Genomic DNA, 13,842 nt, shown 5'->3' on the forward strand with positions numbered 1-13,842 from the left:
CCAGAATGCCCAGCCCCGGAGGCCCCGCACCCGGCCCACCCACACACGCGCGAGGCGGCACCTGACCGCGCCGGGCAATCGGGAGGGCGGGCGGGAAAACCCCCGACAGAAACCACAACCGCGCCGCACACAACAACGCACCAGCCCCGCACACCCCCGCACGGGGTGACACTGGAGAGAGGAGTCATGAACGGTTCGGTCCAGGTCGGACGCGTATTCGGGGTGCCCCTGCGGATGCACTGGAGCGTCCCCGTCCTCGTCGTGCTGCTCGCGTACGGGCTCGGCCGGGAGACCCTGCCCGCCTGGATCCCGGGCCTGTCGCCCACCGTCTACACGGTCGCGGCGGCCGCCGGCGCGATCCTGCTGATGGCGAGCCTGCTGGCGCACGAGATCGCCCACGCGGCGACGGCACGGCGCGAGCACCTGTCGGTCGAGGACGTCACCCTGTGGGCCATGGGCGGTATGACGCGCATGGGGCGGCCCGGCTCGGCCGGCGCGGCCTTCCTCGTGGCGGTCAGCGGTCCACTGGCCAGCCTCGTCATCGGCGGCGCCGCGCTCGGCGCGGGCATCGGCGTGGACGCGGCGGCCCACCGCTCGGTGCCGGGGGCGCTGCTGATCTGGCTGGGCTGGGCGAATCTCCTGCTCGGGGTCTTCAATCTGCTGCCCGCGGCGCCTCTGGACGGCGGGCGGGTGCTGCAGGCACTGCTCTGGTGGCGCACCGGGGACCGCGACCGCGCCGACCGGGCCGCCGGACGCGGCGGGCAGATCCTCGGCCTCGCATTCGTCCTCGCCGGCTGGCTCGCCTTCGCCCGCGGCGTGCCGAGCGGACTGTGGCTGGCCCTGGTCGGGTTCTTCATGGCCCTCACGGCGGGGGCCGAGCGCCAGCGGGCGGTCGTCAACTCCGCCCTGCGCGGTGTGCGGCTCGCGGACGCCATGTCGGCCCCTCTCGTCACGGGCCCCGACTGGCTGCCGGTCGACCGCTTCATCGACGAGGTCGCCGTGGGCTCCCGCCACTCGGTCCTGCCCCTGCTCGACTTCGACGGGCGCCTGAGCGGGGTGGTGTCCCTGCGCAGGCTCACCTCGGTGCCCGCCGATCGCCGCGGCGACGTCCGGGTGCGCGACGTCGCGATCCCGCTGTCGCAGTGCACGACCGGTGCGCCCGGCGAGTTCGTCAACGACGCCCTGGACCGCCTCCGCCCCGGTCCGGGCGGCGTCCGCGTCATCGTCGTCGACGGCGGGCACCCCGTCGGCATCGTGACCGGCAGCGACATCTCCCGGCTCGTCCAGCGCCGCCGGATGGCGGGCGGACCGCCCCCGGCGTGACCCCGGCCGACGGCTGCGCGCACGGCGCGTCCGGTCCAGGATGGAGCCATGTTGCTCGCGGAGCTCGCACGCACGTCCCGGGAGGTCGCGGCGACGTCCGCGCGGTCGGAGAAGGTGGCGGCGCTGGCGCGGCTGCTGCGCACCGCCGAGCCGGACGAGGCGCCCGTGGTGATCACGTATCTGGCGGGACGGCTGCCCCAACGGCGCACCGGGGTGGGCTGGAGCACCCTGCGTGAGCGGCGGGAGCCCGCGGCCGAGCCCCGGCTGACCGTGCGCGAGGTCCACGAGGCGCTGGACCGGATCGCGGCGGTGGCCGGCAAGGGAGCGGCGGCCGAGCGCAAGCGGCTCGTGGCGGAGCTGATGGAGGCGGCCACGGAGGAGGAGCAGGCGTTCCTCCTGGGGCTGATCGGCGGGGAGTTGCGGCAGGGCGCGCTGGACGCGCTCGCGGTCGAAGCGCTCGCCGTCGCGACGGGCGCGCCCGCGGAGGAGGTGCGCCGCGCGGTGATGCTCGGCGGTTCACCGGGGGCCGTCGCGCGGGCGCTGCTGGCCGGTGGGCCGGAGGCGCTGGCGGCGTTCCGGCTGGAGGTGGGGCGGCCGGTGCAGCCGATGCTGGCGCAGACCGCGAAGGACGTGGACGAGGCCCTGGACCGGCTGGGCCCGTGCGCGCTGGAGGAGAAACTCGACGGGATCCGCGTCCAGGTGCACCGCACGGGCCGCGACGTGCGCGTGTACACCCGCACGCTGGACGAGATCACCGACCGTCTACCCGAAGTCGTCGCCGCGGCACTGGAGTTGGCCGTCGGGGAGGCCGTGCTCGACGGTGAGGTCATCTCCTTCGGCGCGGACGGCCGCCCGCGCGCCTTCCAGGAGACCTCCTCCCGGGTGGGCTCGCGCCTGGACGTCGCGGCCGCGCAGGAGAGCCTGCCCGTGGCCCCGGTCTTCTTCGACCTGCTCTCCGTCGACGGCCGCGATCTGCTGGATCTGTCCACGGCGGCGCGCCACGCCGAACTGGCCCGGGTGGCCCCCGGGCCGCGCCGGGTACGCCGACTGGTGGCCGACGATCCGGGCGACCCCGCGACACGGCAGGCGGCCCGCGACTTCGCGGAGGAAGTGCTGGAACGCGGACACGAGGGGATCGTGGCCAAGGCGCTCGACGCTCCGTACAGCGCCGGGCGGCGCGGCGCGGCCTGGCTCAAGGTCAAGCCGGTGCACACCCTCGACCTGGTGGTCCTCGCCGCCGAGTGGGGCCATGGACGGCGTACCGGCAGGCTGTCCAACCTCCATCTCGGTGCCCGCCGCCCCGACGGCACCTTCGCGATGCTGGGCAAGACCTTCAAGGGCCTGACCGACGCCGTTCTCGCCTGGCAGACCGAACGCCTGGGAGAACTGGCGGTCAGCGACGACGGGTGGGTCGTCCGGGTCAGGCCGGAACTCGTCGTGGAGATCGCCTTCGACGGCCTCCAGCGGTCCACGCGCTACCCGGCGGGCGTCACGCTCCGCTTCGCCCGCGTCGTGCGCTACCGCGAGGACAAGACGGCCGACGAGGCGGACACGGTCGACACCGTGCTGGCCCTGCGGCGCTGAACGACGGGGCGGGCCCGCCGCCGCCGCCGCTGCCGCTGCCGCTGCCGCTGCCGCTGCCGTCCGAACGCGTCACGGCACCGCCCCCCCGGCCCGGGCACCGGCGGCTCTGCGACGCCCGCGCTCAGGCGGACGCGCCCGCCAACGCGCGGCACGTCTGGGCGCACATGCCGCAGGCCCTGGCGCACATCGCGTACATCTCGACCGGCGTCGGCGACGGGCGCGTCATCATGTCCGCACGCATGCGGGTCATCGCCGTACAGCCCAGGCGCGCGCATGACCGCCGCCCCTGTGCGGGCGGGCGCTCATCGTCTCCGCGCACGCGGTGTGGCACGCCATGCTCGCGTCCACGCGGGTCCGCGTCTCGCCGGTCATCGGGTCGATCCGCGCCGGAAGGCGGCGCGGCCAGCACGCCGCCTTCCGAGAGCAGGCGACGACGAGGCCCCGGCGGTGTCCCGGTCGCCCCGCGACGGGCCCGCACTCCCGGGGCCGGCACGGAACGGCTGCGCCTCCCCCGGTTCCGGCCCTCTACGGTGCGGCGATCCGCTCGGCGAAGGCGGCGTAGGCCGCGTCGTCGAAGAGGACGAACCGCACCTCTTCCACCGCCGTGTCCGTCGCCTGGACCGTCTCGACGGCGATGCGGGCGGCGTCCCTCAGGGGCCAGCGGTACACGCCGGTGGAGATCGCCGGGAAGGCGACCGTGCTCGCCCCCAGTTCGTCGGCGACCCGCAGCGCCTCCCGGTGGCAGGAGGCGAGCAGGTCGGACCGGTCCTCGCCGGCGCTGTGCACCGGGCCGACGGTGTGGATCACCCAGCGGGCCGGGAGCCGGCCGGCCGTGGTGGCGACCGCCCGCCCGGTCGGCAGTCCGCGTCCGTACCGCGAGGCGCGCAGCGCACGGCACTCCTCGAGGATCTCCGGGCCGCCCTTGCGGTGGATGGCGCCGTCGACGCCACCGCCCCCGAGCAGCGAGGAGTTGGCGGCGTTGACGACGGCGTCGACGGACTGCTCGGTGATGTCGCCCCGGACGAGGGTGATGCGTGCCATACCCGTGATCCTGCCACCGCCGCCGTACCCACGCCCGGCCGTTTCCCGCGGTCACCAGTCGCAGGGCACCCGCAGGTCCAGCAGTGAGTCGCAGAACACCGCGGGGGTCTCCGGCCAGCCCTCGCGGTGCCAGTGCGCGATGCGCCAGCCGAGCCGCTTCGGCCACACCGGCAGGTGCCGCAGGTCCGCCACGGGGACCCAGACGGGGGCGGCGCCCTTCTCCAGGTCCAGGGAGGAGTGGTGGCCGATCGCGCCGTGCGCCTCGACGAGGAAGTAGTGCCCGGGGTGCGAGCCTCGGTGGACCCGGTTCACCCGGGCGATCTCCCGCCCGACGGTGCCGGTGAGTCCGGTCTCCTCGGCCAGTTCGCGCAGGACGGCCGCCTCGGGGGTCTCCCCCGGCTCGACACCGCCGCCGGGGATCTCGTAGAAGTCGCCGCGCCGGTGGCGGTAGCGGATGAGGAGCATGCGCCCGTCACGGATGATCACCGCGCCCGCCCGGGTCCGCTTCGGCGGCCGGCCGAACGGGTCCTCCAGCACCAGGCGGCCCCGCCACCAGGACGGCCCGTCCCAGGAGCGCAGGATGGCCTCCCACGCGGTCCAGGGCGCGAGCGGCAGGTGCAGGGCCTCCGCGCGGCTGAGCAGCCGGGCGGACGCGGGGCCGGGCGGCAGGGGCACGGAGGCCCGGTAGTACAGCTGGGTCCCGTCGGTCGCGCGCACCTCCAGACAGGGCCGGGCGTCGATCCGGGCGTCGACGCCGAGGGCTGCGCGGGCGGCCGCACGCGCGGCCGCGGCGGGGTCGCCGCGCGGTGGCACGGCGGCTCGGGGGAGGCTCAAGTCGTCGTGTACGGCGAGGTGTTGGTCGTGGAAGAGGATCACTCCCGCATGCAGTGAGGACATCCCGCCGACGCTAGCAGCGCCCGCCGTCCGGGCCCGGCCGATATTTCCCGAACATTGCCCGCGGCACCCCGGGCGGCCTCGTGGCGGCCGTCTGGTGGTCGGCCTCCGCGCGTCGCACTCTGGAGGGGAGGAGGCGAGCTGACATGACACGTCCGGTCGGTATAGACCTCGGCACCACCAACTCGGTGGTCTGCGCCCTGGAGGGCGGCGAGCCCACCGTCATCACCAACACGGAGGGGGCCAGGACCACGCCCTCGGTGGTGGCCTTCAGCAAGGGCGGCGAGGTCCTCGTCGGCGAGATCGCCAAGCGCCAGGCCGTGACCAACGTGGAGCGCACCGCCCGTTCGGTCAAGCGGCACATGGGCGACCCCGACTGGCGGTTCCCCGAGTCCGGCACCATCGACGGCAAGCGCTTCACGGCCCAGGAGATCTCGGCCCGGGTGCTGCAGAAGCTGAAGCGGGACGCGGAGGCGTACCTGGGCGAGGACGTGACGGACGCGGTGATCACCGTTCCCGCGTACTTCGACGACGTCCAGCGCACCGCCACCAAGGAGGCCGGGGAGATCGCCGGCCTGAACGTGCTGCGGATCATCAACGAGCCCACGGCCGCGGCGCTGGCGTACGGGCTCGACAAGGAGAACGACCAGACGATCCTCGTCTTCGACCTGGGCGGCGGCACCTTCGACGTCTCCCTCCTCGACATCGGCGAGGGCGTGGTGGAGGTCAAGGCCACCAACGGCGACACGGAGCTGGGCGGCGACGACTGGGACCAGCGGATCGTCGACCACCTCGTGGAGCGCTTCAAGAACGCGTACGGGCTGGACCTGGCCAAGGACAAGATGGCGCTGCAGCGGCTGCGCGAGGCTGCCGAGCGGGCGAAGATCGAGCTGTCGTCGTCCACGGAGACGACGATCAACCTCCCGTATGTCACGGCGTCCGCCGAGGGCCCGCTGCACCTGGACGAGAAGCTCACCCGCGCCCAGTTCCAGCAGCTCACCGCGGACCTGCTGGAACGCTGCAAGGGCCCCTTCCACCAGGCGGTGACGGACGCGCGGATCGACGTGGCCGACGTCGACCACGTCATCCTCGTCGGCGGTTCGACCCGGATGCCGGCGGTGACGGAGCTGGTGAAGTCGCTGACCGGCAAGGAGCCGCACAAGGGCGTCAACCCGGACGAGGTGGTGGCGATCGGGGCGTCGCTGCAGGCCGGTGTGCTCAAGGGCGAGGTCAAGGACGTCCTGCTGCTCGACGTGACCCCGCTGTCCCTCGGCATCGAGACCAAGGGCGGCATCATGACCAAGCTCATCGAGCGCAACACGACCATTCCCACGAAGCGCTCGGAGATCTTCACCACGGCCGAGGACAACCAGCCGTCGGTGCAGATCCAGGTCTACCAGGGCGAGCGCGAGATCGCCGCGTACAACAAGAAGCTGGGGGTGTTCGAGCTGACCGGGCTGCCCCCGGCGCCGCGGGGCATCCCGCAGATCGAGGTCTCCTTCGACATCGACGCCAACGGCATCATGCACGTCACGGCGAAGGACCTCGGCACCGGCAAGGAGCAGAAGATGACCGTGACCGGCGGCTCCGGGCTGCCGAAGAGCGACATCGACCGCATGATGCGCGAGGCCGAGCAGTACGCGGAGGAGGACCACCGGCGCCGGGAGGAGGCCGAGACCCGCAACAACGCGGAGGGCCTCGTCTACTCCACCGAGAAGCTGCTGCGGGACAACCCCGACAAGGTCCCGGGCGAGCTGAAGTCGGAGGTCGAGTCCGCGGTGGCGGACCTGAAGGAGCGGCTGAAGGGCGAGGACTCCGCCGCCATCCGGCAGGCGACCGAGCGGCTGACCGCCTCGGCCCAGAAGATCGGCACGGCGATGTACGCCCAGGCCCAGGCGGAGCGGTCCGCGGCGGGCGGGGGCGAGGCACCGCACGCGGCACCGCCGGAGGGCGACGAGGACGTGGTGGACGCCGAGATCGTCGACGACGACAAGCGGGAGGGAGGCACGGCGTGAACCGGGCCGGTCCGCCTCCGGGCGGCGAGCTGCGGGCACGGCTCGTCGAACGCACGGCGGACCTGAAGCGGCTCAAGGCCGAGTACGACAACTACCGCAAGCGCGTCCAACGGGACCGGCTGGCCGTGCGGGAGATCGCCGTCGTCAATGTGCTGCACGGGCTGCTTCCGGTGCTGGACGCCATCGACCGGGCCCGCGACCTGGGCGAGGTGACGGGCGGCTTCCGTGCCGTGGTGGAGGTGCTGGAGGCGCACCTCGCGGAGCTCGGGCTGCGCTCGTTCGGCGAACCGGGCGAGCCCTTCGACCCGGTACGGCACGAGGCGGTCGGCTCGTGGTGCGCGGCCGGCGCGGACCGGCTCGTCTGCGGCACGGTCGTACGGCCCGGCTACCGGGTCGGGGCGCACCTGTTGCGCCCCGCGGAGGTGGTGGTCACCGGATCTGCGCGGGCCCTGGCCCGGGTGCACCCTGGAGGCATGGAGACAACCCACAAGGTCGACGTGGCCCCCCTCGGAGCCGACCACCGCTACCGCCGGGTGCACATCCAGGGCGTCGGGTGGGAGGAGCTGGAGCGCGAGGAGTTCGAGCCGCGGGTGCGGCGCGCCTTCCCGGAGATCGACGTGTCGGACCCGGAGCAGGTGCACTGGGCCGACCACCCCGGCGAGTGGCCGGACTGGCGGCCGGGCGAGGCCTGAGCGCGAGGTCGTGTCGTCAGCCGGCCGCGAGCAGCGCGGCGACGCGTTCCACGGCGAAGGCGTACCCCTGGACGCCGCATCCCGCGATGACGCCGTCGGCGCGTGCCGAGACATAACTGTGGTGCCGGAACGCCTCGCGCCGGTGGATGTTGGAGATGTGCACCTCGATCACCGGCATTCCGTCGCAGGCGTTGAGCGCGTCCAGGATCGCCACCGAGGTGTGGGAGTAGGCGCCGGGGTTGATCACGATGCCCGCGTGGTGCTCGCGCGCCTCGTGGATCCAGTCGATCAGCTGCCCCTCGTGGTTGCTCTGCCGGCAGTCGACCGTCCCCCCGTGCCCCGCCGCCGCCGTGGCGCACAGCGACTCGACGTCGGCGAGGGTCTCGGAGCCGTAGATCTCGGGCTGCCGCCGGCCGAGGAGGTTGAGGTTGGGACCGTTGAGGACCATGATCGGCGCCTCGGCGAGAGTACGGGTCATGGCCCCAAGGTCTACCACGCGATCAGCCGAAGGTGACGGCGCCGTCCATCTCCCAGACGAGCACCTCGGCGCCCTCGGCACCGGCGGTGAGCCGCTGTCCCTCGGCCCCGGTCACGCGGACGGCGTCGCCCTTGGCGAGCAGTCCGGCGCCCTCGAGGGCCACCTCGCCCCTGGCGACGTACAGGTGCACGAAGGGGGCGGTGGGCAGGGCCAGGGTCTCCTGCGGCGTCATGCGCGCGGCCTGCAGGGCGGCGTGCTTCTGGGCGATGGAGATGGCCCGCTGGTCGCGGTCGCGGTGCATGCCGGAGGCGACGGTGACCCAGCCGCCGCGGGCGAGCTCGTCGTTGATGTCGAGCTGCTCGTACCCCGGCTTGATCCCCTGCTCGTCGGGGAAGACCCACATCTGCACGAAGTGCACGGGGTCCTTGTGCTCGGGCGCGCCCGTCAGCTTCCAGGAGTCGTTCTTCTCGCTGTGCAGGATGCCGGTGCCCGCGCTCATCCGCTGGGCGAGTCCCGGGTAGATGACGCCGTTGTGGCCCTCGGAGTCCTGGTGGACGAGTCCGCCGTCGAGCACCCAGGTGACGATCTCCATGTCCCGGTGCGGGTGGGTGTCGAAGCCGGTGCCGGGGGCGACGACGTCGTCGTTGGAGACCAGCAGCAGGCCGAAGTGGGTGTTCTTCGGGTCGTAGTGGCGGCTGAAGGAGAAGCAGTGGTGCGAGTCGAGCCAGCCGGCGCGGGTGTGGAACCGCTGGCCGGCGCGGCGGACATCCAGCTGGGTGGCCATCGGGGATCTCCTTCTGCGGGGTGTGGTGCCTGTCGCCCAACCTAACATGTTGAATCTCGAACTATATTCCCTGGATGCCGTAGCTCCGGAGCTTGCGGTAGACCGTCGCCCGCGCGATGCCGAGCGCCTTCGCCGCCCGCGCCTTGTTGCCGCCGTGGGTGCGCAGCGCCTCCAGGATCGCGTCCCGCTCGGCCCGCTCCAGGCTGCCGAGGCGGCGTCCGCCCGCCGCGCCGCGCACGGCGTCCGGCAGCTCCTCCGGGCGCACCGGCCCGCTCAGCCGCCGCTCCTCGGCGAGCGTCCGGACGACACTCGCCAGCTCGGCGACATTGCCCGGCCACGCGTGTCGCTCCAGGGTGCGGCGGGCCTCGACGGTCCAGGTCAGCGGCGGGCAGCCGGGAGCGGGCCGCGGGCTGAGGGCGGCCACCAGCACCGGGAGGTCCTCGGGGCGCTCGCGCAGCGGGGGTACGGCCACCGAGCGCGCCGCGAGCCGGCCGAGCAGGCGCTCCACGCACGCGCTCGTACGGTCCCCCGGCGTGTGGGTGGCGGTCAGCGGCGTGAGGGGACGCTGTTCGAGCAGCGCCACCAGCGCGGCCGCGGCGCCCGGGTCCAGCGCCTCGACATGGCGGACGAGCACCCGGCCCGGTATCGGGCGGACGGCCAGCCGCCGCACCCAGTCACGGGCGGCCGCCCCCGCCACCTGCGCCGCGTCCATCTCCACCGCTCCCGCGCGCACGGCGCGGGCCAGCATCGCCTTTCCGGTCCCGGGCTCCCCCGTCACCAGGAGCGGCCCCGGGTCGCCGCCGAGCCGCGCGGCCCGGGCCACCGCGGCCCGCCAGGACAGGGACCCGCCCACGACTCCGGGCAGCCTCGGTTCCGGGACGGCGGGGGGTCCACCGGTGCCCTCCGTGGTGGCGGACAGGACGGCGACGGCGCCGATCACCTCGCCGGAGTCCAGGACGGGGTGGAGTGTGGCGCGCCAGCCGCCGTCCGGCAGGGGGAGCTCGTACGCCTCGGTCCGGCCGTCGCGGACCATGCCGCCCGCCCGGCGCTCCAGCAGCGCCAGCGACTCCTCGGACAGCCGCCGGGCCGCCTCGACGCTGACGATCCGCGTCCTGCCGTCGGCGGCGACGACCGCGCGGCCGTTCGGCTGCTCCCGCAGATAGGCGCCGAGCAGCAGCTCTTCGGAAGATGTATCGGATTGAGACACGCCGGCGGTCTCCCTCTGATCCACGATCGGTTCGTTGCCATTTCAATTATCCGTCAAGGAGCCGCGTTGATGGAGACCATCCAGACCGATGTGCTGATCGTGGGCAGCGGGCCCGCCGGGGCGAGTGCCGCGCTCGCCCTGAGCACCTACGGAGTGCCGAACATCGTCGTCACGCGCTACAGCAGGCTGGCCGACACCCCGCGGGCCCACATCACCAACCAGCGCACCATGGAAGTCCTGCGCGACCTCGGTGTCGAACAGGAGGTCGTCGCGAAGGCCACGCCCCAGAACCTGATGGGCAACACGGTCTTCTGCACCAGCCTCGCGGGCGAGGAACTCGGCCGGCTGCGCTCCTGGGGCAATGACCCGCTGGTGCAGGCCGCGCACGAGCTGGCCAGCCCGAGCCGCATGTGCGACATGCCGCAGAACTGGATGGAGCCGGTGCTGGTCGACGCCGCCGTGGCGCGTGGGACGCAGCTGCGCTACAGCACCGTCTACAAGTCCTTCGAGCAGGACGCCGACGGCGTCACCGTCGTCGTCGAGGACCGGCTGCGCGGCGACGAGTACGCCATCCGCGCCAAGTACCTGATCGGCGCCGACGGCGGGCGGAGCAAGGTCGCCGAGGACGCCGGGCTGCCCATGGGCGGCAAGATGGGCGTGGCGGGCAGCGTCAACATCGTCTTCGAGGCCGACCTGTCCCGGTACGTCGCCCACCGCCCCAGCACCCTGTACTGGGTGCTCACCCCCGGCGCGACCGTGGGCGGCATCGGCGCGGGCCTGGTCCGCTGCGTGCGGCCGTGGAACGAGTGGCTGATCGTGTGGGGCTACGACGTCGAGGGGACGCCGCCGGACCTCACCGAGGAGTACGCCCTGTCGGTGGTCCGGCAGCTCATCGGCGACGACGAGATCCCGGTCACCATCCGCTCCTCCTCGGCGTGGACGGTCAACGAGATGTACGCCGAGACGTACTCCGCCGGCCGGGTCTTCTGCGCCGGTGACGCCACCCACCGGCACCCGCCGTCCAACGGGCTGGGCTCCAACACCTCCATCCAGGACTCGTACAACCTGGCCTGGAAGCTGAAGCTCGTCCTGGACGGCGCCGCCGCGCCCTCGCTGCTCGACACCTACACCGCCGAGCGGGCGCCCATCGGCAGGCAGATCGTCACCCGCGCCAACAAGTCGATCGGCGAGACCGCCCCGGTCTTCGAGTCGCTGGACCTGCTCGCCCCGCAGAGCCCCGAGCGGCTGCTCGCCAACATCGAGGCCCGCAAGGACGCGACCCCGGCCGGCGAGAAGCGGCGCGAGCGGCTGCGCGAGGCGATCGACTTCAAGCGCCACGAGTTCAACGCCCACGGCGTGGAACTCAACCAGCGCTACGAGTCGGCCGCGGTCGTCCCGGACGGCACCGCCGACCCCGGCTTCGACCGCGACCCCGAGCTGTACCACCAGCCGAGCAGCCGCCCCGGCGCCAAGGTGCCGCACGCCTGGCTGACGGCCGGCACCCGCACGGTGTCCACCCTCGACCTGGGCGGCGGCGGCCGGTTCGCGCTGCTGACCGGCATCGGCGGCGAGGCATGGGTGGCGGCCGCCCGCACGGTCGGCGCGGAGCTGGGGCTGGAGATCGACACCGCGGTGATCGGCCCCGGGCGGGACTACGAGGACCCGTACGGCGACTGGGCACGGCTGCGCGGGACCGGCGACGCGGGCGCGCTGCTCGTGCGACCGGACCTCTACGTGGCCTTCCGGCACGCCGATGGGGCCACCGACGACGCCGACGCGCACGCCGTGCTCGGCGGGGCGCTGCGGCGCATCCTGGGACGGGACTGACAAGGAGCACCATGGACTTCACCGAACAGAGCGCGACCCCGGCCGTCGTGGAGAGCTTCGCGCGGACGCCCGATCCCCGGCTGCGGGAGATCCTGGGCAGTCTGACCCGGTACCTCCACGACTTCGTCCGGGACATCGAGCCCACCATGGAGGAGTGGGAGCGGGCGATCGACTTCCTCACCCGCACCGGCCAGAAGTGCACCGACACGCGGCAGGAGTTCATCCTCCTGTCCGACGTCCTCGGCGTCTCGATGCTCGTGGAGACGATCAACCAGCGCAAGACGGCCGGGGAGGGGGTCACCGATTCGACCGTGCTGGGTCCCTTCCACATGACCGACTCCCCCGAGCGCGCGTTCGGCGACGCGATCGACATGATCGGCTCGGGTGAGCCGTGCGTGGTCACCGGGCGCGTGGTCTCCGTGGACGGCACGCCGCTGCCGGGCGCGACGGTGGACGTGTGGCAGGCCGACGACCACGGCTTCTACGACGTCCAGCAGCCGGGCGAGCAGCCCCAGGGCAACGGACGCGGGCTGTTCCGGGCCGACGAGGAGGGCCGCTTCCGGTTCCGCACCGTCGTGCCGGCGCACTATCCGATTCCGACCGACGGCCCGGTCGGCGGTCTGCTGAACGCCACCGAGCGTCATCCCTACCGGCCGGCGCACATCCACTTCATCGCGGCCGCCGAGGGCCATCAGCCGGTGACCACGCACATCTTCGTCGAGGACAGCCCGTACCTGGAGTCGGACGCGGTGTTCGCGGTGAAGAAGAGCCTGGTCCAGGAGTTCGCCGAGGTGGACGACCCGGAGCGGGCGGCCGCCTACGGCGTGCCCAGCCCCTTCCGGCTGGCGACCTTCGACATCGTGCTGCAGCCGTCATGAGTGTGGAGTTCGTCCACGAGGCGCTGCCCATGCGGGTCGTCTTCCGCGCGGGGGCGGCCACCACGGCCGTCGCGGAGGAGACCGAACGCCTCGGTCTGCGCCGCGTGCTGGTGCTGTCCGGCCGGCACGGCGAGGACACCGCGCGCTCCGTCGCCGCGTCCCTCGGCGGGGCCTGCGCGGGCGTCCACCCGGGCGCGGTGATGCACGTGCCGGTGAAGGTCGCGGACGAGGCCGTCGCGGTGGCCGGGGAACTGGGCGCCGACGGCCTCGTCGCGGTCGGCGGCGGTTCGGCCGTCGGCCTGGGCAAGGCGGTCGCGCTGCGCACGGGGCTGCCGCTGCTCGCCGTGCCGACGACGTACTCGGGTTCCGAGATGACCCCGATGTGGGGTCTGACGGAGGGCGGCGTCAAGCGCACCGGGCGCGACCGCCGCGTCCTGCCGAGCAGCGTCGTCTACGACCCCGAGCTGACGCTGTCGATGCCGCCCGCGCTGTCCGGCACCAGCGGCGTCAACGCCCTCGCCCACGCGGTCGAGGCGCTGTACGCCCCGGACGCCACGCCCGTCGTCTCCCTGATGGCCGAGGAGGGGGTGCGCGCCCTGGCGGAGGCGCTGCCCCGGGTCGTCGCCGACCCGGGCGGCCTCGACGCGCGGAGCCGGGCCCTGTACGGGGCCTGGCTGTGCGGGGCGTGCCTCGGTGCCACCACGATGGGGCTGCACCACAAGCTGGCGCATGTGCTCGGCGGCGCCTTCGACCTGCCGCACTCCCCGACCCACACGGTGCTGCTGCCGTACGTCCTCGCCTTCAACGCCCCGGCCGTGCCCGGTGCGATGGCCGCGCTGCGCCGGGCGCTGGCCACCGAGGACCCGGCGCGCGGGCTGTGGGACCTGGGCGGCCGGCTCGGCGCGCCGCGCTCGCTGGCCGAGGTCGGTCTGCCGGCAGCGGGCATCGACCGCGTGGTCGAGCTGACGGGCGCGGCCTCGTACGCCAACCCGCGGCCGGCGGACGCGGACGCGTTGCGGGCGCTGCTGACGGCGGCTTACGAGGGCGCCCCGCCGGCGGGCTGACCGCCCCGGCGGGGGTGCGGGCGCGGAGCGGGACGGGGGCGGACCGGCGGGGGCC

The 13,842-nt window shown here is 73.8% G+C and carries 12 protein-coding genes; 7 read left to right on the forward strand and 5 right to left on the reverse strand.

All coding sequences use genetic code 11. The features are described from left to right. The first annotated feature begins 186 nt into the window (after nt 1–186). Together AB0F62_RS35720 and AB0F62_RS35725 are read left to right on the forward strand one after the other, a co-directional pair. Nucleotides 187–1,323: a site-2 protease family protein gene (locus AB0F62_RS35720; RefSeq protein ID WP_361809362.1), complete on the forward strand. Its 1,137-nt coding sequence runs from the start codon at nt 187–189 to the stop codon at nt 1,321–1,323. A gap of 48 nt (nt 1,324–1,371) precedes the next feature. Beyond that, nucleotides 1,372–2,907, forward strand: coding sequence for an ATP-dependent DNA ligase (locus AB0F62_RS35725; RefSeq protein WP_361809364.1), 1,536 nt, complete (start codon nt 1,372–1,374; stop codon nt 2,905–2,907). Nucleotides 2,908–3,432: 525 nt separating this feature from the next. Here AB0F62_RS35725 and AB0F62_RS35730 read toward each other — a convergent pair. Together AB0F62_RS35730 and AB0F62_RS35735 are read right to left on the reverse strand one after the other, a co-directional pair. After that, nucleotides 3,433–3,948: an O-acetyl-ADP-ribose deacetylase gene (locus AB0F62_RS35730; RefSeq protein WP_361809366.1), complete on the reverse strand. Its 516-nt coding sequence runs from the start codon at nt 3,946–3,948 to the stop codon at nt 3,433–3,435. 51 nt (nt 3,949–3,999) lie between these two features. Further along, nucleotides 4,000–4,845 (reverse strand): NUDIX domain-containing protein, encoded by an 846-nt coding sequence (locus AB0F62_RS35735; RefSeq protein WP_361809368.1) that lies wholly within the window; start codon nt 4,843–4,845, stop codon nt 4,000–4,002. A gap of 143 nt (nt 4,846–4,988) precedes the next feature. Between AB0F62_RS35735 and dnaK the strand changes: the two genes are divergently transcribed. Together dnaK and grpE are read left to right on the forward strand one after the other, a co-directional pair. After that, complete coding sequence (gene dnaK, locus AB0F62_RS35740) at nt 4,989–6,857, forward strand: molecular chaperone DnaK (protein ID WP_361809370.1); 1,869 nt, start codon at nt 4,989–4,991, stop codon at nt 6,855–6,857. Then, the gene (grpE, locus tag AB0F62_RS35745; RefSeq protein ID WP_361809372.1) at nt 6,854–7,549 is read left to right on the forward strand and encodes a nucleotide exchange factor GrpE; all 696 of its coding nucleotides are present in this window, start codon (nt 6,854–6,856) and stop codon (nt 7,547–7,549) included. The genes dnaK and grpE overlap by 4 nt, the downstream gene beginning before the upstream one ends. 16 nt (nt 7,550–7,565) lie before the next feature. On the opposite strand, the gene aroQ is transcribed toward grpE, so the two are convergent. The 3 genes from aroQ to AB0F62_RS35760 form a co-directional block, all read right to left on the reverse strand. After that, nucleotides 7,566–8,027 (reverse strand): type II 3-dehydroquinate dehydratase, encoded by a 462-nt coding sequence (gene aroQ / locus AB0F62_RS35750; RefSeq protein ID WP_361809374.1) that lies wholly within the window; start codon nt 8,025–8,027, stop codon nt 7,566–7,568. Between the two features lie 22 nt (nt 8,028–8,049). Then, on the reverse strand, nt 8,050–8,811 hold the full coding sequence (locus AB0F62_RS35755) for a pirin family protein (protein ID WP_361809376.1): 762 nt from the start codon (nt 8,809–8,811) through the stop codon (nt 8,050–8,052). Between the two features lie 61 nt (nt 8,812–8,872). Next, nucleotides 8,873–10,018, reverse strand: coding sequence for a helix-turn-helix domain-containing protein (locus AB0F62_RS35760; RefSeq protein WP_361809379.1), 1,146 nt, complete (start codon nt 10,016–10,018; stop codon nt 8,873–8,875). A gap of 69 nt (nt 10,019–10,087) precedes the next feature. On the opposite strand from AB0F62_RS35760, the gene AB0F62_RS35765 reads away from it, so the two are divergent. From AB0F62_RS35765 to AB0F62_RS35775, 3 genes are read left to right on the forward strand one after another with little or no spacing between them, the layout of a single operon-like run. After that, the gene (locus AB0F62_RS35765) at nt 10,088–11,845 is read left to right on the forward strand and encodes an FAD-dependent monooxygenase (protein WP_361809381.1); all 1,758 of its coding nucleotides are present in this window, start codon (nt 10,088–10,090) and stop codon (nt 11,843–11,845) included. 11 nt (nt 11,846–11,856) lie between these two features. Continuing rightward, nucleotides 11,857–12,723: an intradiol ring-cleavage dioxygenase gene (locus AB0F62_RS35770; RefSeq protein WP_361809383.1), complete on the forward strand. Its 867-nt coding sequence runs from the start codon at nt 11,857–11,859 to the stop codon at nt 12,721–12,723. After that, entirely contained in the window at nt 12,720–13,787 is a 1,068-nt protein-coding gene (locus tag AB0F62_RS35775; protein ID WP_361809385.1) for a maleylacetate reductase, read from the forward strand. The genes AB0F62_RS35770 and AB0F62_RS35775 overlap by 4 nt, the downstream gene beginning before the upstream one ends. The last annotated feature ends 55 nt before the right edge of the window (nt 13,788–13,842 follow it).

It is taken from the genome of Streptomyces sp. NPDC026673 (genome assembly GCF_040638135.1).
Classification (GTDB): domain Bacteria; phylum Actinomycetota; class Actinomycetes; order Streptomycetales; family Streptomycetaceae; genus Actinacidiphila.

What these genes read in the sequence shown, in the direction of transcription:
- AB0F62_RS35720 (WP_361809362.1), top strand. Translation starts at nt 187, where the DNA reads ATGAACGGTTCGGTCCAGGTCGGACGCGTATTCGGGGTGCCCCTGCGG.
- AB0F62_RS35725 (WP_361809364.1), top strand. Translation starts at nt 1,372, where the DNA reads ATGTTGCTCGCGGAGCTCGCACGCACGTCCCGGGAGGTCGCGGCGACG.
- AB0F62_RS35730 (WP_361809366.1), bottom strand. Translation starts at nt 3,948, where the DNA reads ATGGCACGCATCACCCTCGTCCGGGGCGACATCACCGAGCAGTCCGTC.
- AB0F62_RS35735 (WP_361809368.1), bottom strand. Translation starts at nt 4,845, where the DNA reads ATGTCCTCACTGCATGCGGGAGTGATCCTCTTCCACGACCAACACCTC.
- dnaK (WP_361809370.1), top strand. Translation starts at nt 4,989, where the DNA reads ATGACACGTCCGGTCGGTATAGACCTCGGCACCACCAACTCGGTGGTC.
- aroQ (WP_361809374.1), bottom strand. Translation starts at nt 8,027, where the DNA reads ATGACCCGTACTCTCGCCGAGGCGCCGATCATGGTCCTCAACGGTCCC.
- AB0F62_RS35755 (WP_361809376.1), bottom strand. Translation starts at nt 8,811, where the DNA reads ATGGCCACCCAGCTGGATGTCCGCCGCGCCGGCCAGCGGTTCCACACC.
- AB0F62_RS35765 (WP_361809381.1), top strand. Translation starts at nt 10,088, where the DNA reads ATGGAGACCATCCAGACCGATGTGCTGATCGTGGGCAGCGGGCCCGCC.
- AB0F62_RS35770 (WP_361809383.1), top strand. Translation starts at nt 11,857, where the DNA reads ATGGACTTCACCGAACAGAGCGCGACCCCGGCCGTCGTGGAGAGCTTC.
- AB0F62_RS35775 (WP_361809385.1), top strand. Translation starts at nt 12,720, where the DNA reads ATGAGTGTGGAGTTCGTCCACGAGGCGCTGCCCATGCGGGTCGTCTTC.